Annotated in this window: 17 protein-coding genes; 10 read left to right on the top strand and 7 right to left on the bottom strand. The window is 66.7% G+C overall.

The annotated features are described in order from the left end of the window. Positions 1–9 precede the first annotated feature (9 nt). Complete coding sequence (locus G6O54_RS06975; RefSeq protein WP_165222201.1) at positions 10–2,760, bottom strand: glycoside hydrolase family 15 protein; 2,751 nt, start codon at positions 2,758–2,760, stop codon at positions 10–12. 249 nt (positions 2,761–3,009) lie between these two features. Between G6O54_RS06975 and G6O54_RS06970 the strand changes: the two genes are divergently transcribed. After that, a complete protein-coding gene (locus tag G6O54_RS06970; protein WP_165222198.1) occupies positions 3,010–3,906 on the top strand; it encodes a sugar phosphate isomerase/epimerase family protein in 897 nt (298 codons plus the stop codon). Positions 3,907–3,922: 16 nt separating this feature from the next. On the opposite strand, the gene csrA is transcribed toward G6O54_RS06970, so the two are convergent. The 3 genes from csrA to G6O54_RS06955 all read right to left on the bottom strand — a co-directional run bounded on the left by csrA (position 3,923) and on the right by G6O54_RS06955 (position 5,918). Continuing rightward, complete coding sequence (csrA, locus tag G6O54_RS06965; protein ID WP_165222195.1) at positions 3,923–4,114, bottom strand: carbon storage regulator CsrA; 192 nt, start codon at positions 4,112–4,114, stop codon at positions 3,923–3,925. Positions 4,115–4,483: 369 nt separating this feature from the next. After that, positions 4,484–5,224, bottom strand: a complete 741-nt coding sequence (locus tag G6O54_RS06960; RefSeq protein ID WP_165222192.1) for a metallophosphoesterase — start codon at positions 5,222–5,224, stop codon at positions 4,484–4,486. A 22-nt stretch (positions 5,225–5,246) separates the two neighbouring features. After that, positions 5,247–5,918, bottom strand: a complete 672-nt coding sequence (locus G6O54_RS06955) for an MBL fold metallo-hydrolase (RefSeq protein WP_165222189.1) — start codon at positions 5,916–5,918, stop codon at positions 5,247–5,249. Between the two features lie 318 nt (positions 5,919–6,236). Here G6O54_RS06955 and G6O54_RS06950 point away from each other — a divergent pair, with 318 nt between their 5' ends. From G6O54_RS06950 to G6O54_RS06940, 3 genes are all read left to right on the top strand, one after another. Next, positions 6,237–7,268, top strand: coding sequence for a DUF1571 domain-containing protein (locus G6O54_RS06950; RefSeq protein ID WP_165222186.1), 1,032 nt, complete (start codon positions 6,237–6,239; stop codon positions 7,266–7,268). Between the two features lie 383 nt (positions 7,269–7,651). Further along, entirely contained in the window at positions 7,652–8,182 is a 531-nt protein-coding gene (gene rimI / locus G6O54_RS06945; protein ID WP_165222184.1) for a ribosomal protein S18-alanine N-acetyltransferase, read from the top strand. A 174-nt stretch (positions 8,183–8,356) separates the two neighbouring features. Beyond that, on the top strand, positions 8,357–9,232 hold the full coding sequence (locus tag G6O54_RS06940) for a hypothetical protein (protein ID WP_165222182.1): 876 nt from the start codon (positions 8,357–8,359) through the stop codon (positions 9,230–9,232). Between the two features lie 21 nt (positions 9,233–9,253). Here G6O54_RS06940 and G6O54_RS06935 read toward each other — a convergent pair whose 3' ends face one another. Next, positions 9,254–10,336: an ABC transporter ATP-binding protein gene (locus G6O54_RS06935; protein WP_165222179.1), complete on the bottom strand. Its 1,083-nt coding sequence runs from the start codon at positions 10,334–10,336 to the stop codon at positions 9,254–9,256. 364 nt (positions 10,337–10,700) lie between these two features. On the opposite strand from G6O54_RS06935, the gene G6O54_RS06930 reads away from it, so the two are divergent. The 6 genes from G6O54_RS06930 (at position 10,701) to G6O54_RS06905 (ending at position 17,573) form a co-directional block, all read left to right on the top strand. After that, positions 10,701–12,266, top strand: a complete 1,566-nt coding sequence (locus G6O54_RS06930; protein WP_165222176.1) for a CARDB domain-containing protein — start codon at positions 10,701–10,703, stop codon at positions 12,264–12,266. A 382-nt stretch (positions 12,267–12,648) separates the two neighbouring features. Continuing rightward, the gene (locus G6O54_RS06925; RefSeq protein WP_165222173.1) at positions 12,649–13,434 is read left to right on the top strand and encodes an alpha/beta hydrolase; all 786 of its coding nucleotides are present in this window, start codon (positions 12,649–12,651) and stop codon (positions 13,432–13,434) included. A gap of 120 nt (positions 13,435–13,554) precedes the next feature. Further along, positions 13,555–14,820 (top strand): paraquat-inducible protein A, encoded by a 1,266-nt coding sequence (locus G6O54_RS06920; RefSeq protein WP_165222170.1) that lies wholly within the window; start codon positions 13,555–13,557, stop codon positions 14,818–14,820. Between the two features lie 182 nt (positions 14,821–15,002). Next, positions 15,003–16,028 (top strand): energy-coupling factor ABC transporter permease, encoded by a 1,026-nt coding sequence (locus G6O54_RS06915; RefSeq protein ID WP_165222168.1) that lies wholly within the window; start codon positions 15,003–15,005, stop codon positions 16,026–16,028. Beyond that, positions 16,018–16,743 (top strand): cobalt ECF transporter T component CbiQ, encoded by a 726-nt coding sequence (gene cbiQ, locus G6O54_RS06910; RefSeq protein ID WP_165222165.1) that lies wholly within the window; start codon positions 16,018–16,020, stop codon positions 16,741–16,743. The genes G6O54_RS06915 and cbiQ overlap by 11 nt, the downstream gene beginning before the upstream one ends. Beyond that, positions 16,740–17,573 (top strand): energy-coupling factor ABC transporter ATP-binding protein, encoded by an 834-nt coding sequence (locus G6O54_RS06905; RefSeq protein ID WP_165222162.1) that lies wholly within the window; start codon positions 16,740–16,742, stop codon positions 17,571–17,573. Before cbiQ ends, G6O54_RS06905 begins: the two co-directional genes overlap by 4 nt. A 43-nt stretch (positions 17,574–17,616) precedes the next feature. On the opposite strand, the gene G6O54_RS06900 is transcribed toward G6O54_RS06905, so the two are convergent. Continuing rightward, a complete protein-coding gene (locus G6O54_RS06900) occupies positions 17,617–18,708 on the bottom strand; it encodes a hypothetical protein (RefSeq protein ID WP_165222159.1) in 1,092 nt (363 codons plus the stop codon). A gap of 928 nt (positions 18,709–19,636) precedes the next feature. Further along, positions 19,637–20,245 carry a DUF3568 family protein gene (locus tag G6O54_RS06895; RefSeq protein WP_165222156.1) on the bottom strand — a complete coding sequence of 203 codons (609 nt, stop codon included), beginning with the start codon at positions 20,243–20,245 and terminating at the stop codon, positions 19,637–19,639. Between the last annotated feature and the right edge of the window lie 145 nt (positions 20,246–20,390).

Here is a 20,390-nt window from a genome sequence, read left to right as displayed (position 1 = left end):
GTCGCCCGCTCATCCCCAGGTGTAGACTCGCTCCGAGCGACCGAAAGGGAGCCGCTCGTTCCACGAGAACCGGGACGTTTCGCGGTGGAACTTCGGCTCTTCCTTCGACGGCAGGGCCCGCCAGGGGCCGAGCTCGGTGAGCTCCGGGCAGGTCATCTCGACGCGTAACTGGACGGGGACTTTCAGGTCGGACTCGATCCACAATCGGTAGGCCTTGGAGCCGAGCGGCCGCTCGAGACGATAGGAGAGCCGGCCGCACTCGAATCGCTGGGTGATGCCGGTGTGCGGCCACGCGGTCGGCAGCACGGGCCTGAGCGTGAACCTGCGATCGACCGCATCGTAGTCGAGCCCCGCGAGATCCAAGGTCGCATTGATGAGCATCGCATGGAGCCGCCAGGCTGTGCCCCCGGGGTTGGCGACCACCCGCGCGGACTCCGCACCGCGGCCGCCCGGCCTTAGCGCCAGGCCGAGGGAGCAGAGTCGACTCAGGATCGCATCGAGCATCTGGACGGCTCGCTGCCAGTGTGCCGCCTGGCCGGTCTCCCTCCCGAGCTGGATGAGGTAGCGTACCACCCAGAGCGTCGCGAGGCTGGAGACCTCCTGAGCCTCGCTGGTCGGCGACTGGCGATGTATCAGCGACCGCTCGTAGGTGAAGCGGGCCAGGACGTCCCGGTCGTTGCCCGACGAGAGGTTGGCCTGCTCGATGGCCTGGAACGTGCGCCGAAGGCGTGCGTCGGACGCCGGCAGCATTCCGAAGGGGACGGCCAGCGCCAGCACCCCGACGTCCAGCTTGTCCGAACGATCGAGGAGGAAGTCCGGGTGGCGGGTCCAGAGGTCGCGCAGGGTCGACAGCTTGCGTCCGCTGAAGAATCGCCCGGTCTCCGGATCGATGAGTCCGGGGGATTCGCTCCGGGACGCCGAGGGGGCGCGGTCGATCCCTTCGTACCAGATCCGGTCGGCCGCGGCGTTCCAGCTCCTCGAGACCTCTTCCCGCCCCAGGAGGACGGCGAGCGCGGCGGCCGAACGAAGTCCCGCCACGACGGCGGCATTCGAGAAGAGGAAGCAACCGAAGATCTGGTCCCCCATCCCGGCCGAGCTGACGAGCTGCATCGAGTCGTCCATGTAGAGCCCCGGGTGTCCCCCCGAGTTACCCTGACAGACCTCGACCGCTTGCTCGATCATGGGCCAGACGGAGGTCACGAAGTCGAGGTCCCCCGTCCGCCGGTAGTAGCATTCCAGCGACCACGGGATCAGGGCCGACTGGTCCACGGCCGGCGTCTCCCACTCGGGGATGCCGTCCATCGAGTATTTCTGGAACCAGTAGAGGAAGGGATGGTTCTTGATCCGGACCTGATTCAGGAACCGGAAGACGCCCTTGTTGATCTCCGGATGTCCGACCCGCTCGAGGGCCGAGCCGACCCAGAGTGCGTCCCTCGGCCAGCAGTAGGCGCTCAGGCCTCGGTCGAGTCCCGAGGCGACGGCGCCGGTCTCCGCATCCGCGTGGAGCGCGGCGGCCAGGGCGGATCGGCGGAAGCTCACCGCGTACGACGCCTTGGGGAAATGGATGTCGGGGATCGGCTCGACGAAACGGGCCCAGACCTGCGCCGTCTCCTGCTCGAGCGCGTCGAGATCCGCCTCGGGGGACCGGAACCAGGCGAGCGCGGGGCGGAGCCAGTGCTCGAAGGTCCCCATGTCGCCGCACCATCCCGTGAATGCTCCACTGACCAGCAGGTCGACCGTGACCGGAGAGCCGGCGGGCAGCTCGATCCAGCGGTAGAGGATGGCCTCATTCGGGCCGGTCGGCTCGCAATCGACCTCGCCCCGGGGGTCGAGAGCCAGCGAGAACGCGATCGTCGAATCGCGGGCGAGCTTCCGGTTGGTGTGCATGTGGCCGCGATTGAAGGCCAGCAAGGCGCGGTCCTGGTCGTGCCAGCTCAGGCCCGTGTCGCCCACGCCGCCGTTGACCTCCGCCTGGACATAGACGGCGATCATGGCCTGCCGGAGCTCCGCCCCTTCATTCGTGATCCGGAATCGCTTGATGTACTGCCCGGGGGACTTCTCGTGCCCGGCATTTCGAGGGAGTCCCTCCCCGGCCGCGACGAAGTCGGTGATCTGGACCTGGATCGGGCCGTGTCTCCAGGCCAGATCCGTCGTGAGCAGGTTCGTATCCCCCGAGTACTTCTGGTAGGACTCCCACGTGGCGTGCTCGGTGAACCAGTCGAGCCTGCGACCGATCGCGAGGCCGCCGACGATCGCCCGGAAGTGCGAACGGCTCTGGGGCAGGTCCCCTTCCCGGGGACGCACCTGGGCATGCAACCCCACGGTGGGGTAGTAGATGTCGTAGGTCGAGCCGCGGGCGTCGATTCGGACCGACATCATCCGGTTGCCGACCAGCCCTTCCGCCGTGCCGCCGAGCAGGTCCGCGGACTCGGTCCGATCCGGAAGGTTCGGCCGCACGATCGAATCCTGGTACGCCCCGAACGCCGTCTCCGACTCGTGCTCCACGACCGAACGATAGTGGAGGCGGACGCCGACGGCCTGGGGGGGGATCGGCACCTGCCAATGGCTGTTCCCGCCCTTGTTCTCGATCCAGTAGGCCGGAATTCGACCCAGGTCCAGGTCGTCGGCGAGGATCTCGAGCCAGACCCGCTGGTCATCCTGGATGGGATGAGTGCCGATGACGGCCGCGGACCACATGCCTGCCCGGATCGGGCCACCCCCGCGACCCTTCGCCGCCGTGTCGATCCAGGTTGCAAGCATCTTACTGGCTGCCTCGCGAGCTCGCCCGTCGTGGCGACCGAGTGTTTCTACAGGGCGGTTGCTTCTCGGAATCAGCCGCCGTCCGCCGCAGCGGATCCTTGCCTTGATTCTCTTCCCTGAATATCCTCGCGCCAAGTAGTGCCCGAGCGGCAATCGATCGGCGGTCTCCCCAACCCTCGAGGATTCTGTAGTCTGGGAGAGAAGACATCCCGCGGTATCTCGATCCATGACGAGGAGAGCAGCTCGCCGATGTTCGCTTCCTGGAATGCCCGCGCCGTCGGACTGAGTCAATCCGCGAGATCCGCGATCGACCTCGCGGCTTCATGCGGCTTTGATGGGGTGGATCTCCTGGTCCGGGATCTCGACCAGGGTGGTGAAGATCCGGTCGAGCTCCGAGCACGCATGGACGACCTGGGACTGCGCGGAGGGGCCTGGCCACTCCCCGTCATGTGGAAGGGGGACGAGTCGCGTTTCCTCGATGATCTGAGGATGCTCCCCCGCTATGCCCGAATCGCCGCCGTCCTGGGCCTGACCTGCACGGGCACCTGGGTCCTACCCGAAGTGCTAACGGACGGCGAGGGCGGCTCGTCGGCCGTGGACCAGCGTCGCCGAACAACCGAGTTCCACCTGGACAGGCTCGGCCGGGTGGCCAGGATCCTCGAGGATCACGGCAGCCGCCTTGGTCTGGAGGTCTTGGGGCCGATCTCGGCGCGCAGCGGGACCCTGCCGGAGTTCGTCTGCTCCTATCAGCAACTCTGCGACCGGCTGGCCGGACTGCGTGAGCGTCACGAGAACGTGGGCCTACTCGTCGACGCGTTCCATCTCTATGCGGCCGGGGAGGGCATCGAGGCGGGATTATCGTGGGGGATTGACCGCGTGGTGTGGGTCCATATCTCGGAGCCGTTGCATCCGGATCGCCACCGCCTGCTCGATGAGCAGAGGACGCTACCTAACGCTGCCGATCCGGCAAAATGCCGGGACCTGCTGCTCCTGCTCGATCGGCTGGGCTTCAACGGCCCGGTCACCGTCGAGCCGCTCTCGAGATGCGATGCCATACGGGACCTAGACGCCCGGCAGATGGCAGCGCGCGTCTCCGCCAGCCTCTCGTCGGTCTGGCCGCATGCTCGGCCAGGGCCCGAGAGCTGACATCGAAGCAATCCGTTCAGACGCCAACGTGCTCGAGGCTCGGATTCGAGGCGGCGCGGGCGGGTGCGATCTCTTCCCGATAGACGGGCACGTCGTGCGGGGCTTCGATTCCGATGCGGATCTGATTGCGATCAATCTTGACGACCGTGATGACGATATTGTCTCCAATCACGATCTTCTCACCCAGCTTCCTGCTCAGGACCAACATGGAACTCTCCCGGTTGTCGTGGTGAATGAAATGGATCGTTGGCGATTGGCCTAGCCTAAGAACGCCAGGAGTAAATTGCATCTCCCGTGCCACCCATGTCAAGAATCCCGATCCGATGATCTAAACCTTTTGCTGATTGGAACTTGAGGATCAGGATTCGCGCGGCGACGGTTCCCTCCTGTACAGTAATCTGTCAACAAGACCACTCCTTTTTCGGTTGACTTGTAAGAATGGGAAGTCGAGATGACAGTTCTGAATACCGGCAATACGGATCACAACGCTCCGTGATGACGACTTGGGATCCCTGGCGGACGAGGGCGTCCTTAAGCGATCGATGCGTTTTCCGGTTTGTGCAGAGTTGTCGCGAAGTTAGCGGCTAGGGGACGCCGGGGGACGATGACGGTCGGGATGCTGGTCGATTCGGAGGGGTGAAAAGCCGATCGCGTCCGCGGCGACGCAGTAGTAGCGGCTCCCTCGATGTTTCCCCTGGATGGCCCTCGACCATTGCCCGAGCGTGTGCAGGTGGCCGTAGACGCAGGCCGAGACGCCGGCCTCCTCGATGCGATCGACCCAGGGGCCGGGGCGGCCGTAGCTATCGAACGGCGGGTAATGCCAGAGGACGTAGATCGGCTGATCGGGGTCGCGCCGAAGTGCCCTGGCCTGACCCAGGGCCCGCTCGAGCTCGCCGAGCTCGTGGTCCGCGAGGACTCGTTGCTCGGGCGGATCGTCGGGCCACGGAGCCGGTGCGCCCCGGGATCCGCAGATGATCACGCCGTCGATCTCGATGGCGTCTCCGCCGACGGCCCTGATCGACGTCCTCAGGATCGGCCTGACCTGCTCCGCCCCGTTCCACCAGGTATCGTGATTCCCCGCCGAGAGGACCTTCCGGCCGGGGAGCTGAGCGAGCCAGGCGAGATCGGCCTGGACCTCGCGATGGTTGCGGGCCATCGAGAGATCGCCCGGCAGCAGGACGATGTCCCGCGGGCCGACGTTCTCTCGCCAGCTCGACTCGACCCGGGCGACGTGGTTGCGCCACCGCGCGGCATACCGCTCCCGGCGCTCGGGTCGCGCGAAGGAGAGGTGCAGGTCGGCGATCGCCCAGATGTCCATGGAGGCCCCGTCCCCTGGTCGTTCAGCGTCGCCGGGACGGTAGGTGCTGGCGGATGAACGGATTGGATTGACGCTCCCGCCCGATGGTCGTCGCCGGCCCGTGCCCCGGGTAGATCGTCGTCTCGTCGGTCAGGTCCAGGAGCTTCTCCTCGATCCCGCTCATGAGCTGTTCCAGGCTGCCGCCCAGGTCGGTCCGCCCGATCGAGCCGGCGAACAGGACGTCCCCCCCGATCACGAACGGCGGCGACTCGCCGGCGAAGACGTAGGCTACCGACCCCGGGCTGTGGCCGGGGATCTCCCGCACCTCGATGGCGAAGCCCGCCGATTCGAAGGACTCGCCGTCCTCGACGAGGCGGTCGGCCGGGGGGCTGATCACCGGGATGCCGAAGGTGGCGCTGAGGTTCCGATCGGGATCCTGGAGCGCGGCCGCGTCATTCCTCCCGATCACCAGCGGCGCGGCCGGGAAGGCGTCCTTCAGCGCCGCGTTGCCGGCGATGTGGTCCACGTGACCGTGCGTGTCCAGGATCATCGCGGGACGCAACCCGTGGCGTCGGAGCAGCGTCAGGATGGACGTCGAGTCGAAGCCGGGGTCGAAGACGAGGGCCTCGTCGCGGCCGGCTCGCCAGACGACATACGCATTCTGACTGAAAGGCTCCGATTCAACGATCTCGATCCTGAGGGATGCCTCGGGCACGATGTCATTCTCCGTGCTGACGTCGAACCTGGCGCGACCCTCGCAGCCGGACTCGAGGACGCTGCCGTTCCCGCGACGGCATCAAGTTCACGCGCGTCTGCTTCCGAGGATAACCCGGCCATCGAGAAAACGCGAGACTCCGACTTGGCGTATGAATTGCGTGATAGAATAATGAGTATGTGGTGCTCTACCTGATTCCCCGCGTCGAGCCCACCCACGGATCGACCCGACCGTTGGTCCGCAGCACCCGCTTTCGCCTCGTCGCCAATATGGGAACGTTCCGATTCGTTGGTCCGTCCAGGTGGGAGTTCCGGGGTCATGGTATTCAAGGATCGAAGTGACTTCCCGGAGCATTCTCCCCGGGGGATCCTCCGTCGTGCCAGGATCTCCCTCCTGCTCTTCGCGGGGGCCTGCTCCGCCGTCTGGATTCGCGCCGACCTCCCCGCCGTCGTCCCCGCGGGAGGCCGCGAGGGCGCAACGACGGAGCCTGGCATCGTCTGTCCCTCGGTCCCCGGCACGGCCGTCGAGACGCCTGCCGGCGCCACGATCCGAGCGTCCGCATCGGCCACGAGCTCACCGAGCCACGACTTGGCCGGAAGGGTGAAGGCTGCGTCGGACCTCCCCGAGGGGAGCATCGCCACCATCGTTCGCGACGACGAGCCGATGATTCGCGCCCTCGCGATCGTGCGGAGCTGCCGGGATAGTTTCGCGAAAGTCCGAGACTACACCTGTACTTTTTACAAGCGCGAGCTCCTCAGGGGCCGACTCAGCCCCCTCAACGTGATGAACATGAAGGCCCGGACAGAGCCCCGGAGCATCTACTTCAAGTTCGAGGAGCCGAATCGAGGTCGCGAGGCGATCTACGTCCACGGCCGCAATCGCGGCAACGTCCTCGTCCACGAGGCCGGGCTCGTGAAATTGCTGGCCGGGACGATGGAGGTGGCGCCGACGTCCGCCCGCGCCCTGCAAGAGAACCGGCACCCGATCACCGACGCGGGCATCGGCAACCTCATCGACACGGTCATCCGGAGATGGGAACTGGAGCTGAGCCCCCGTGAAACCGTCCTCGTCTTCGACCCGAGCGTGATCGAGGGGGGACGCCGTTGCCTCATGGTCGAGGCCCTGCATCCCCAGAAGCAACCCCACTTCCAGTTTTACAAGATCCGCCTCTTCATCGATACGCTGCACAACCTGCCGATCCGATTCGAGGGCTATGACTGGCCGGCGGAAGCGGGAGGTCCGGCGATCCTCGCCGAGGAATACGCCTACGGAAACCTGAAACTGAACGTCGGCCTGAACGACCTCGATTTCGACGTCGCCAACAAGGAATACGCCTTCGGTCGGTTCTGATGCGAGCCCGCCCGCCGGGCTCGACTTCGTCGCGAGAATGGTGGATCGGTTCGCACCAATCCGGACCGGCCCGCACACGCCGCTCCGCCCGCGGAATCCTCACGTCCGATTCCCCGCCTGGCCGATAGAGAGTCGACGGAGAGTCGCCCAACACGCAGCTCGGAAGCGACCTTGGCAGTCGGTAGGGGCTTCGCTAGAATCCCGCTCGCTCGGCTGGCACGCTCACTTCAGGGTCGTCTTCCCTTCGGTGCGTCAGGTTGGCCGCGACGTCTCTGCACATCCTTCGGTCTTCGATGCCCGATTCGGCTCGCACGTTCGCTCGACCCAGGCGATCCAGGATGGACGCCGAGCGGTCGTTTCAGAGTTCCACGGAAGGAGGCTCGATGAGCACGGTCCCCATCTCCCAGGCTCAGACCCGCGTGCACATCCGCTGGATGATCCGGCGCGACATGCCCGAGGTCATGGCCATCGAGCACGCCAGCTTCGAATATCCCTGGTGCGAGGAGGAGTTCCTCCGCGTGCTCCGCCAGCGGAATTGCATCGGCATGGTGGCCGAGCTTTCCGAGCGGATCGTCGGATTCATGATCTACGAGCTGCATCGCAATCGGATCCAGGTGCTCGACTTCGCCACCCATCCCGAATTCCGCCGCACGGGAATCGGACGTCAGATGGTCTCCAAGCTCGCCGGCAAGCTGTCCTCGCAGCGGCGAAATCGGATCGCGCTCTGCGTCCGCGAGACGAACCTGACGTCCCAGTACTTCTTCCGGGTCGTCGGCTTCCGCGCCGTGGAGGTCCTCCGAGAGCACTACCAGGACACCGGCGAAGACGCCTACGCCATGCTCTACCACCTGGACGAATCCGTGCTCGAAATGCCGGCCTCGGCGAATCGGATCGCCCGCCAGCTCGGATCCTGACGAGCAAAGTCCCCGACACGGTTGCCATCGAACCACCCACGCCGAGGCCGCTTGATGGCGCCGGCACGGGTGGTTTTTCTTTTTGCATCGCTCCGCTCCGGGAGGTGCATTGCCCGGCTTGATCGATCCGGGATAATCGTGGAAACCCCCGAGCTCCTCCGAGTCAGGCAACCCATGGCAGAGACCGAAAGAGGCGGAATTCCCCGCACCAGGAACCTCACGATCGCCCAGGTACTCGATCCGGCGGCCGTCGCGATCGAGCGCGGCTCCATCCTCCTGGGCCTGTTCACGGCCGTTCACTGCGTCCTCAGGGGGATGGCCACCACCGGCGGTTCGGGACTGCCCCTCCTCCTCGGGATCGCCGAGGGCTGCTACTGGCTGGTCGCCTATGTACTGACCGGATTCGTCGGGGCCCGGATTCTGAAGGCCCTGGGGATCTGGTTGACGGGACGTGACATTCTCGCCCGAGAGGTCACGGAGGCCCCCCTCCCCCAGGCGTCAGTCATCACGCCTGCCCAGACCGAGCCGGCCAGACCGAGCGTCCCCCCGTCCATCGACGCCGCGGAGGCGGACGAAGCCGGGCCCGACACGCCGGACGAACCTCGCCTGGATGGGGCCCACGACGAGCACGAGCTGGACGACGGCGCGGCGATCGAGAACCAGCTTGCGCAGCTTTCAGCCGCCCGGGACGTCAACGATCCGGAGCGGGTCCTCGAGCTGCACGCGGCCCTGTCCCCGGGCCTCGGCAAGGAGAGCCGTCGCGAGCTCGATGCCGACCTCTCTCAGTGGTTCCTGCGCCTGATCCACCATCGCCTGCGATCCGGAAAGATCCAGCCGGACCTCGTTCAGCTTGCCGGCCGGATCGCCGACGCCTTTGCCCATACCCACGACGGAGCCAGCCTCCGCGCCTCGCTCCCCACCCTCCGCCGAAGTGCAGGGCTGTGCCCGAGATGCGCGAAACCTTACCTCGGACTGGCCGCTGCGTGTCCGGAGTGCCTGGCCCCGTCGTTCCAGCCCGTGCGGCTCGCCGATGAGGAAGAGTCGACCTGATTCCCCGACGCGGACACCGGCTCAGGAGAGCCGATGGCCGGTCGCCCGATCGAACCAGGAGACTTCCCCAATTCCGACCTCGAGGGTCACGACGCGGCCGACGGCGCAAGGGTCGGCCGACTCGATTCGGACCGCGAGCTTGTGGCCTTCTCGTTCGAGCTCGACCAGGCGCGTCGCCCCCCGATACCGGGAGCCGACGACGCGGGCCTCCAATTGAATCCGCCCGTCCGCGATCCCCGGCTCGAGATCCCCGATCATCCGCACGGCCTCCGGTCGAAAGCCGAGTTCGTAGTCTCCGGGCGGGGGGAACATGGCGCGCGATCGTTCGGCAGGGCGGATCAGGTCGCGACCGGCCAGGACGATTCGCCGCGATGAACCATCCTCGAATATCTGGCAAGGAAGCAAGTTCATCCCAGGGCTTCCGACGAGCGCGGCGACTCCGCGGTGGACCGGGCGGTCGTAGACCGCCTCCGGGGTGTCGCACTGGAGGAGGCGGCCCTGGTCGAGGATCGCGAGCCGTTCGCCGACCATGAGGGCCTCGGACTGGTCGTGGGTGACCAGCACGAGGGTAGACCCGATTTGCCGATGCAGCGTCAACAACTGAGAGAGGAGCCCGGCGCGGAGGGGTTCATCGAGGCTGGAAAACGGCTCGTCGAGCAGGAGGATCCCCGGACGTCGCGTCACGGCTCGGCCCAGGGCCACCCGTTGGCGTTCTCCTCCGGAGAGCTCACTCGGCCACCGCTCGAGCAAACTGCCGATCCCCATCAACTCCGCGGTCGACCGGACCCGCTCGCGCCGTTCTCGGGCCCGGATGCCGCGAGCCTTCATCGAGAACTCGAGGTTCGCGGCGACGCTGAGATGCGGATAGAGGGGCTGCGACTGGAAGACCATCGCCACGTCGCGCTGATGCGGTGGGACACCGGACGCGTCGCGGTCGCCGATCCGGATCGTCCCCTCCTGCGGAACGTCCAACCCGGCGATCAGGCGCAGGAGCGTCGTCTTGCCGGAGCCGGACGGCCCCAGGACGACCAGTCGCTCGCCCGGCTTGATGGCCAACGACAGCCGTTCGAGCGCACGCGTCCCCGGAGAATGACTTCGCGTCACGCCGGTGAATTCAATCGCGTGTGGGGGCATCCTCGCACCGCCGGGCCCGGGTTCGATGCGTCACGATCCTCCGAGGTCGCCCGCGGATACGACGATACCGCCGCGTCCGGAATGCGCACAATCGGCAAGATCCGGCTCCCGAGTGCGGGGTCGCCGCGGCGGATCCCCGGCTCGTGCGGTCAGCGGTCGACCTTGACGCTCGCGGTGATCCTCATTAGCGTGTGCGAGAGCCCAAGGAAGGGGCTGACCGCTCCGAGTCGCTCGGGGCGTGATGGATGCGGTAAGAATCTCTGCCGCTGGCACCACCTCGGCGTGCCGCCAAGCCGCACCGGGTCGTGATCCGTTCTCATGGAGGAGTTTCGCCATGCCGTCCCAAGACCGTCGGTCCGCCGGACGCCGCCGCGCCTGGGGGCGCGGGCCCATCATCCTGAAGTTCGATGCACTCGAGCGTCGCGAGGTGATGTCGGCCCTCGGCTCGACCCTCCCCGACCTGGTGACCTCCTCGCTCGTGACCGATACGTCGGCGGATTGGGGCGACCCGGTGACGGCGACCGGCCAGGTCACCAATCAGGGCAGGTCCACGGTCACGACCGCCTTCAATGTCGGGATCTATGCCTCCAGCAAGAGCACGGTGGGCAAGTACTCCGTGCTCCTGGGCGAGGTCACCATCCCCGCGGGGCTCGAGCCCGGCCAGTCCGTCCCCTTCACCACCACCGTGAAGCTCCCCACCACACAGGTCCCGGGGGTCTCCTCCAACGGGGTGGTCTACATCGACACCAAGGTCGACCCGGAAGGGGTCGTGAAGGAATCGAACCGTCGCAACAACACGGGAGTGGGCGCGGGGTTCGACTCGGTCGCCCTCCAGGTGGCCCCTCATCAGCAAGCGGCGCTCACCGCCAGCGGGATCGGCGTCTACCCGACGGCCGTGGACTGGGGCGGAACCATGCAGGTGACCGCCCAGATCAAGAACGAGTCCTACGGGGTTGCGCCCGCGACCCGGGCCCTGGTCGTCCTGACGCCGGCCGGGTCCGCGTTCGGCAGCCTCTCCGACCTGACCATCGGGAGCATCTCTGTCCCGACCATACCGGCCTGGTCCTCCGTGAATGTGGAGACCAGCGTCACGCTCCCCTCCATGGTCCCCCGGATCGTCGAGGGCTCGAGCTCCTACACGCTGACGATCGTGCCGGACGGCGACTACGAGACCAACACCACCTATCCTCGGAATCCGGTCGGCGGCGTGGGCGTGGATCAGACCCCGGTGACCGTCAACACGACGGACACCACACCCACGACCACGGCCGAGACGGCTCTCCCCAACCTGGCCCCCGGCGGCGTCACCGTCTCCTCCGGCACCCTGAGCTGGGGGAACTCCTTCCAAGTCTCGACCGTCCTCCAGAATCTGGGCAGCGCGGATCCGGGTGCATTCCGTGTCCGATTCGTCCTCGTGAATGGGAATGGGGATACCACAGCGGGCCTGTTCCTAGGGGATACGGTCATCCAGGGATTGGCCCCGGGCACGACCCAGACGCTCACCCAGTCGCTCACCCTCCCCAATCGTCTCCCGGCGGGCGTGACGCTATCCAGCAGCGAGGTCGGCCGGATCGCGGTCATCGTCGATCCGGAGCATGTCATCAACGAATCGTTCAGCAATAACAACACGGCGATGTCCGGCCCCGTGAACCTCAAGCTGCTCGGGTCGGACGGCAGCACCTACGTCCCCAACTACCCCGCCCCCAAGCAGTTGCTCGCCGTCAACAACTCGAAACTGGCCGCCCGCGCGGACGCCCGCGCCGCCGCCGCCGCCGCCAAGGCGGCCTCGACCGCCCAGCATCGGAAGCTCTATCGGAAGCCCGTGAAGACCAATAGCGTCCTGCACTCTCTCAGCGTCTTCCCGAAGTCCGTCAACAACTTCATCAAGAAGTACGTCTGAACGAGGCGACCGGGCTCTGTCGTCCGGCCGAGCTCAGCCGGCGGACGTCAGAGCCTCTCCCCGCTTCGACCGTCATCGGGAAATGGGACCTAGAGTTTCTGCAAGATTCCCAGGTCCCGGATCGCGTTCAATCGACACAACCATGGCAGATTTCAAGGATTTGACCGGGTCCCGGATCGCCTTCCCCGAAACTTGAGACAAAATTGGAAATAACTGGGCGGTTTATTGAAGGGTGGCAAGATCGCGGCTATGCTTTCCCGAGTTCGCTGGCCTCAGCATGGTAGGCTGGGCAAGCTGGACAGGTTTGGGAAGGCCGCGTGATCGTCACAGCCGTTCAGAATCGTCCAACCCGACCTGACGTCGACACGGGAGGTTTCTCAGGATGACCAACGATCGGCTCAATGCTCCACCGTCCACGTCGACCTCAGCGTCCAGCCTCCTCGTCGAAACGCGCTTCATTCCGCGACAGTACGAGCCCAACTACGCCTATCCGCTGCTGGTCCTGCTCCACGGCCGGGGCGGAGATGAGGACCAGCTCGTGCGGGCGATGCCGGCCCTGAGCTGGCGAAACTATGTCGGGCTCGGGCTCAGGGGGCCCGAAACGGTGACCCGGCGCGATCGGCCCGCGGGATACGGATGGGGCCGGGACTTCGAGGTTGAGGATCGGACCGGCCTGCGGGCCCGGCCGCGGCGCCCCGAGGCCGAGGTTGTCCGTCGCGCCCTGTTCGAGCCGGAGCACGACGAGCTCGGCCGGCTCGAGGAAGGGATCTTCAACGGCATCCGCACCACCCGAAGCCTCCTCCATGTCCATTCGGAGCGGATCTTCCTGGTCGGCTGCGGCGAGGGGGCCGCGGTTGCGTACCGGCTCGGCCTGAGCTTCCCGGAGCGATTCGCCGGAATCGTGGCCATCAATGGCTGGCTTCCCTCGGGATTCCGACCTCTCGGGCGGATCAAGGCGTGTCGCGAGCTGCCCATCCTGGTCGTCCACGGTGCATGGAACATGAGGCATCCCCTCTCGGGCGTCCGCAAGGATGTCTCGACGCTTCGCTCCGGCGGATTGAGCGTTGCATTCCAGTCCTACCCGTGCACGCATCGACTGAACAACCAGATGCTCAGCGACGTGGATACATGGCTGATGAACCGCTGCACGAGCCAGGGCGGAATCTGAACGTCGCCTTCCGAAGGCCCCCTTCCCCGAACCGGAAACGACACCCGACTTCCAGATCGAGCCTCCCGCCTCGTACAATGTGCGGAGGGAGGCAACCATCCGGGTGCGTGGGGGATCGGGATGGAAGAATCGTTCGCTTGCCCGGAATGCGGACAATTCGTCGAAGCGCGGGGGCTGGCACCCGGGCGGCAGGTGCGCTGTCCGTTCTGCCGGCAACTCCTGGAAGTCCCCTACATACCGAGAGTGTCCGAGCCGTCCTGGGTCCGCAGGCGGTCGGGACGGCCGAAATGGGTTCCCTGGGCGTGGTCGTCGATGGGGCTCGCGGGCGTGGTCGTCCTTTCGGCGGGGATCTGGCGGTTGGTCCTGTCCCAGGAACGAGCGGGGACCGCCCGCACCATCTCAAGGCTGATCGAGGAATCCGCCTCTCATGAGGCAAGCGGAGAGCTGGGGGCCGCCCTCCTGGCCCTCGATTCCGCGATCTCGATCTCGGGCGAGCAGCCAGCAAAGGAGCGCGGCGAGTTAGCCGCTCTCAGGGAACGTCGCTCCGTACTGGCCCGACGCGACGCGACGGGCCTTCTCGATCGCCTTCGCACGGCGCCGGCCGCGGCGTTGCAGGTCGGAGAATGGCTCAACCTGAGGGCGAGGATCGCCAGCGATCGCGATCTCAGCTCGCTCCGGGCTCCCTTCGAGGATGCCTTTCAGGCGACGCTTCGAAAGCGGATCGATGGCGAGCTCGAGGCGGCCCAGCGGGCGGCCGGGTCCGGCAATCCGGTCCTCGCCTTCGACACCGGCGAATCCACCGGGGCATGGTTGTCCCATCTCCCCCCCGACGTGAAGGCGCAGTACCAGGCCCGCGCGGAGCGTCTGCTCGGAGGACTCATTCGCCTTCATGGCATACGCGTCGGACCGCTCCGGGGAGAATTGCTGGCCGGATCGCTGGCCAAGTACCAGGCCGAGACCCTGCCGGAGATCAACAAGGCCCTGCGTTCGCGCGGTTACCTGCCGCAACATGGCTCTCCCCACTGGACCCTGCCGTGGGCCGAGGCGCCGTATCATCTGGACATCGAGCTGAGGGAGTCTCGCGAGGGGAACTACCTCTCCTCGAAGAACCGGCTTACCCGGATCAATGCCCAGGTCCGCCTCTACTTCCGGGGTCGCGAGACATGGCACACGTCGCCCACGTCCCGGACCACGGTCCCCCTGCCCAACCTCCCGGCCTATTACTCGTCGCGGATCGCCCTCAGCCCCGATCGGATCGACGAATTCGAGTCGCTCCTCTACGAGGATGCGCGGGGGATGATCGGTGGCCGGCTCCTCTTCGCGATCCAGTCGATGCCGGAGTGCGAGAAGTCCGCCTCCGCGGCCTCCCCGGCCTCCGGCACCTGATCCTCGGGCTCCTCCTCGGGGAGGGATTCGGCAAGGGCGGATTGGCTTTCGTGTCGAGGCGGCCGGCGAGATCGATCGTCGTATGAACTTTTTGACCCGACGTCATACCGGCAGTATCATGGGCTGTACGTGAGCCGGGCCGGGACGCAACGGCGGCAAGTCTGCCGATGGGGGGGGGGCGCATGCACATTCCTTATGCTGTGCTGGAGCCGGAGATCGCCCTGGCGACCACCGTTCTGGGAGCCGCGGCCCTGGGTTACGGCCTGCGATCCGTTCGCAGGGAGCTGGGGGAGCGAACCACGCCCGCGATGGGGATGACGTCGGCTTTCATCTTCGCGGCCCAGATGGTGAATTTCCCCGTCGGGGCGGGCGTTTCCGGCCATCTGCTCGGCGGAGTCCTCGCCGCGGTGATCCTGGGACCCTGGGCGGGCGCGGTGGCCATCGGCGCGGTGCTCCTGGTCCAGTGCTTCCTTTTCGGCGACGGTGCGCTCGAGGCCCTGGGCGCGAACTTCCTCAACATGGGCGTCCTCGGCTCCGTGTGCGGGTATGCCATCTATGCGCCGATTCGCCGCGCCATCGGCGGCCGGCGTGGCATCCTCATGGGTTCGATGGTGGCCGCCTGGTTCTCCGTGCTGCTGGCCGCCGGGGCCTGCGCGGTCGAGCTTTCCGCCGGCCATCCCCCGAGGGAGTTCCTCCGCATCCTGAGCTGGATGGCGCTGGTCCACTCCGTCATCGGACTCGGCGAGGCCGTCGTCACCGGCATGGTGATCCGGCTCGTCCTCCAGGCCCGCCCGGAATTGATCTGGGATGCGGACGCGTCGGGCCTATCCCCAGGCGAGGTCGCCACGGGGTTCCCGTCCGGCGGGAAAAGGCCGTCGTGGGGATCGACCGCGCTGGGCGGCCTCGCCGTCGCGCTCGCCGTGGCGGTCTTCCTCTCGCCGCTCGCCTCGGAATTCCCGGATGGACTGGAGTACGTCGGCGAGAAGCTGGGACTCGTCTCGACATCGGCCGAGCCTTCCTGGCTCTCCGGACTCGTCCCCATGCCCGACTACTCGCTCTCATTTCCCGGCCCCGATCATCTGAAGTTCGCCACGGCCCTCGCCGGCCTGATCGGGACCCTGGCGGTTTTTGCCCTGAGTTGGTCGCTGGCCCGCGTCTTCGCGTCCGGAGACGGGCCCCCGGAAAGGCTGGGGGCGGATGTGGCCTGAGTCGACAGCCGCCCGCACCACCGGGCGTGGGCCCATCGATCGCGTCGATGCCCGGCTGAAGCTCATTCTCGCCGTGTGCTACGTGGTCGCGGTGGTCGCGGTGCCCCCGGGCCGATGGAAGGTCCTGGCGGTCCTCGCGCTCGTGCTGGCCTTCGTCATCGGGGTAAGCGGCGCCTCCTTGCAGGTGTTGCTGCGCCGCTGGGCGGGCCTCCTCCTCCTTTCGGGATTCCTGGCCGTGACCATCGCCCCCGGAATCGCGGCCCGAAGGGGCGAGACCGTCGGCGAGGTCGTGCTCTCGATCGTCGCCCGAAATGGGCTTGCGCTCCTCATGATGCTCACGCTGGCCGAGGTCACGCCGTTTCCGGTCCTCTTGCGGGCACTGGGCCGCCTCGGAGTTCCCCGCGTTCTCATCGAGACGCTCGAGTTCATGGAGCGCTACATCCACGTCCTGTTGGAAGAGCTCGAGCGGATGGCCACGGCTCGACGGGCCCGCTCGTTCCGGAACCGGCGATGGCTCCCCTGGACGACCCTGTCCGGCCTCATCGGCGTCCTCCTGATTCGATCCCTCGATCGGGCCGAACGCGTCCACTCCGCGATGCTCGCGCGGGGCTGGGACGGTAACCTACGCCGGCTCGACGACCCCCGGGCGGACGTCGCGGGAAGGCGACGGGGGGTTCATTCCCCGTCGGACCCGGAGGCAGCCGGCCTGCCATGAGTGACCATCCCCCTCACGCCACGCCGCCGGCCATTCGAGTGCGTGATCTGACGTATCGCTACCCGGATGGGAATGAGGCCCTGCGAGGGCTCAGCTTCGATATCTTCGCCGGCGAATGCGTCGCCCTGGTCGGTCCCAACGGCGCGGGGAAAAGCACCCTGCTCCTCCATCTGAATGGGCTGCTCCCCGACCGCAGGCGTTCGCCGCACGCGGGTCATCATGGACCCGGTCAGCATCCGGTCGATGAGGCCACGTCGCCGCGCGTCTGGATCGAGGGACTGGAGGTCAGTCCGAAGACCGCCGCGAACATCCGACGCAAGGTCGGATTCCTGTTCCAGGACCCCGATGATCAGCTCTTCTGCCCGACCGTGATCGAGGATGTCGCGTTCGGCCCGCTCAACCAGGGACTCCCGCGGGATGAGGCCAGGACGCTCGCGATCGAGTCCCTCGAACGCGTCGGACTCCGTGACAAGGCCGAACGGCCGCCTCATCACCTCAGCTTCGGGGAACGGAAGCGGGCCTGCCTCGCCGGAATCCTCGCCTGCCGGCCCTCCATCCTCGTCCTCGACGAGCCGACCGCGAATCTCGATCCTCGCGGCCGCCGGCGTTTCATCGAGCTGATCCGGAGCCTGGAAGTCACCCGGCTCGTCGCCACCCACGACCTCGAGATGGTCCTCGAGATCTGTCCGAGGTCCATCGTGCTCGACGGCGGGCTGATCGCGGCCGATGGCGACTGCCGGTCGATCCTGGGAGATCGGGCGTTGGTGGATCGCCACGGACTGGAGGTCCCGCTCAGCCTGTCGCTCGTCGAGGGCCGTCGGCCGGACTGAAGCCGCCGCGATCGCGAGTCCCGGCCGCGGCGATCCCGGCCCGTCAAAGCCGGAGGAATATCCCCCGCTTCTCCAGGTAACGGATCAGGATCGAGTTGATGGCGAGATACAGGAGGAACGCCGCCAGGACGTACCAGAGCGGCGCGTCGCGAGGGACATAGGGATTCACGGCGCCCTGGACCATCGGATGCAGGATGTACGCGGCCAGGGGGTTGAGACCGAAGGTCCGGAAGAGCGCGACCCGGATCCCGCCGCGGTCGCAGGCCAGGACGAATCCGGCGTAAACGAGCATCGAAAGTCCGGCGGCGAACGTGAGATAGGAAATGCTCCCGGTCCGCTGGCTCATCGTCCACATGTCCACGGGTGTATCTTTCGGAGGCTGGACGAAGGGCGGCGAAGGGAACGTGGCGGAGAGGCAGGAGAGGCCGTACCCGACGGTCATCAGGGTCGCCGCTCCCAGGAGGAGCCCTCTCAGCGGATCGGTCGGGATTCGAACGTCGCGACTCACGATGTCGTAGGCGAAGGAGCCGGCGATCGTCGGGATCGACCAGGACAGGAATCCGAGCGGCCCGCCGTCGATGACGGGCGTCTTCCAGGCGTAATCGAAGTAGAAGCGTTGCGAGAGCACCAGGTGGAGCACGGCCGAGGCGATCACGAAGCCCAGCCTCCAGCCGGGCCCCGCGGCGATGACCGGCAAGATCCAGAGCGACGTCAGGGCGATGTGCACGAGCGTCTGGAAGAGCTCGCGCCGGAAGGCCCCCGCGAGGACGCCTCGCCACCCGAGATCGGTCAGCTCGCTCCACGAATTCACCCGGCCATCCAGGTGGTAGAGCACGAAACCGACCAGGATCAGGCCCAGGCATCTCGCGATCGCCGCCCGGACCGCCGGCATGGCGCCGGACTTCCTCAGGCGACGCAGGAACGTCAGCCGGTAGGCGAAGCCCACGGCGAAGAAGAACTGGGGCATGATCGTGTCGGCGTAGCTGCAATACGTGTTGTGATGCTTCCAGACGGCCCCGACTTCCTGGAATCCCCCGATGTAATTGACGAGTAGCATCCCCACGACCGTGTACCCGCGGAATTGATCGAGGGAGTGTATCCTCGAAGGGACGTCGGCTGAGACTTCGCTGGACACGACGGCGCTCCGCTCGGGTTTCGTGGCTGGCCGCGACGATCTTACTTGCCCCCGGCGGTCCCGGCCAGCGACCTCATCGAGGCCGATCGGCTCGCGAGGAGAGGGCCTCGCGCCATTACACCATCAAATCCTGATCTAGCGGATGGCCTCCCCTCTCGAAGGCCGAGACGCTCGACCGGGACGAGCCGGTCCGAGCCCTGCCTTAGGTGTATAGTATGGCAAGGACTGGAGGGAACGCCCGCCACGCCTCGAGCGATCGGACCGGCGCGAAGGCGCCTCGGGCCGGGGGTCGGGGATGCAACGGATTATGCACCATCGCTGATCAATCGAGGGTCGAAGGAGCCATGGCCCCAGGGCATCCGGCTCCCGGAGAGAGGGAGCCGGGGCCGACCGCGAGCCGGTAGACCGCCCGCGGCGGCCGTGGGGGCAAGTCCGGCGGGTCGTGACGGTCCTATCGAATTCGAGAAAAATAGGCCGGGGACGGGTTGACGCAGGGTACTTTTCGTCGTATTTTGGCCCTCGGCAGTGGGACGACGGACGACGGAGCAACTTCTCGAGACGCGTCCCCTCGGTATCGAAGTATCCAACAGCGACCACTATTCTGTGTGTTGCCCTGCCTGCCGTGTGCCGGCCGGCATTCTCTCTATCTTCCCAAAAAAACCAGGTTTGATTCCGGGCGGCATGGATGATCCCGCGCGGTTCAACCTTTCTGTGTATGGGTGCACGTGACTCAGGTCGCGCCGCCCCGACACGGCCATTCGTTCCGTGATTCGTTTCCGCATGGATGTCGGGACGAGCCGGATCGAATGTAGCCTTGTTAAGCGTCACGATCCAGGGGCTTCGGCCCCTTTTTCTTTGCGCTTGGCGACGAGGGAGCGTGCATCAGCGGGCAGGTCATCGAGACCGACCGTTTCGAGATGCTCGCCGGTCAGGGTACGACGCGATCCCGATACGGCGCCTCGACGAAGTCGCGGAGCATTTCCTCGTCGGATACGGCCCTGCGGGAGAAGAAGGGGTTCCCCGACGGCTCGCTCGGGGCGACCTCGGGGATGGCCTCCGGCTCCTTGGTGCCGAGCCGGACCCCGACTCGATCCAGGAGCGCGCGAGAGAGGGGCTCGTCGCCGAACCAGCCGATCCGGACGGCGACCGTCGTCGCCCCCTGGAAGAAGCGGACCGTGGCGCTGATCGAGCGACGGTCGCTCGTGCGAGCCTGGACCCTGGAAATCCCGATCTCCCGGATCACCCGGACCTCGGACATGTCCAGGTCCGTCATCGCGGAGTTGAGCGCGGAGATGACCATCGAGGGGGTGGACGCGAACGATTGGGTTCCCCGGCCCGTCGAGTAGGCGAACGAGGATGTCGTCGCCGCGAGCTCGGCCCCGTTGGGGATGGTCGCACAGCCCGATACCAGCAACAACAGGCAAAGGACCGCCGGCGCCTTGCCCCGGTCCGGGGAGCGATCGAGTCGGAGGCCGAGGGTTCGACCTATCCGCCGGCACTCCTCGCCGGTCCCAGGGCCTTCGGGGCGCTCTCGCATCCGTGCCTCTGGTCGCAACTTCGCTCCTCCCGCGGGGCGACATTCGACGTCGGAGCGCTCGCGGACGCTCACCCATCGGGTCGCGTGGCGAAGCTAACCGGGTCGGATTGCGGGGTCAAGGCCGTCCGTTTCCTCCGCCCTCGAG

Source organism: Aquisphaera insulae (assembly GCF_011064615.1).
GTDB classification, from domain to species: domain Bacteria; phylum Planctomycetota; class Planctomycetia; order Isosphaerales; family Isosphaeraceae; genus Aquisphaera; species Aquisphaera insulae.
This window is presented reverse-complemented; position numbering and strand designations above follow the sequence as displayed.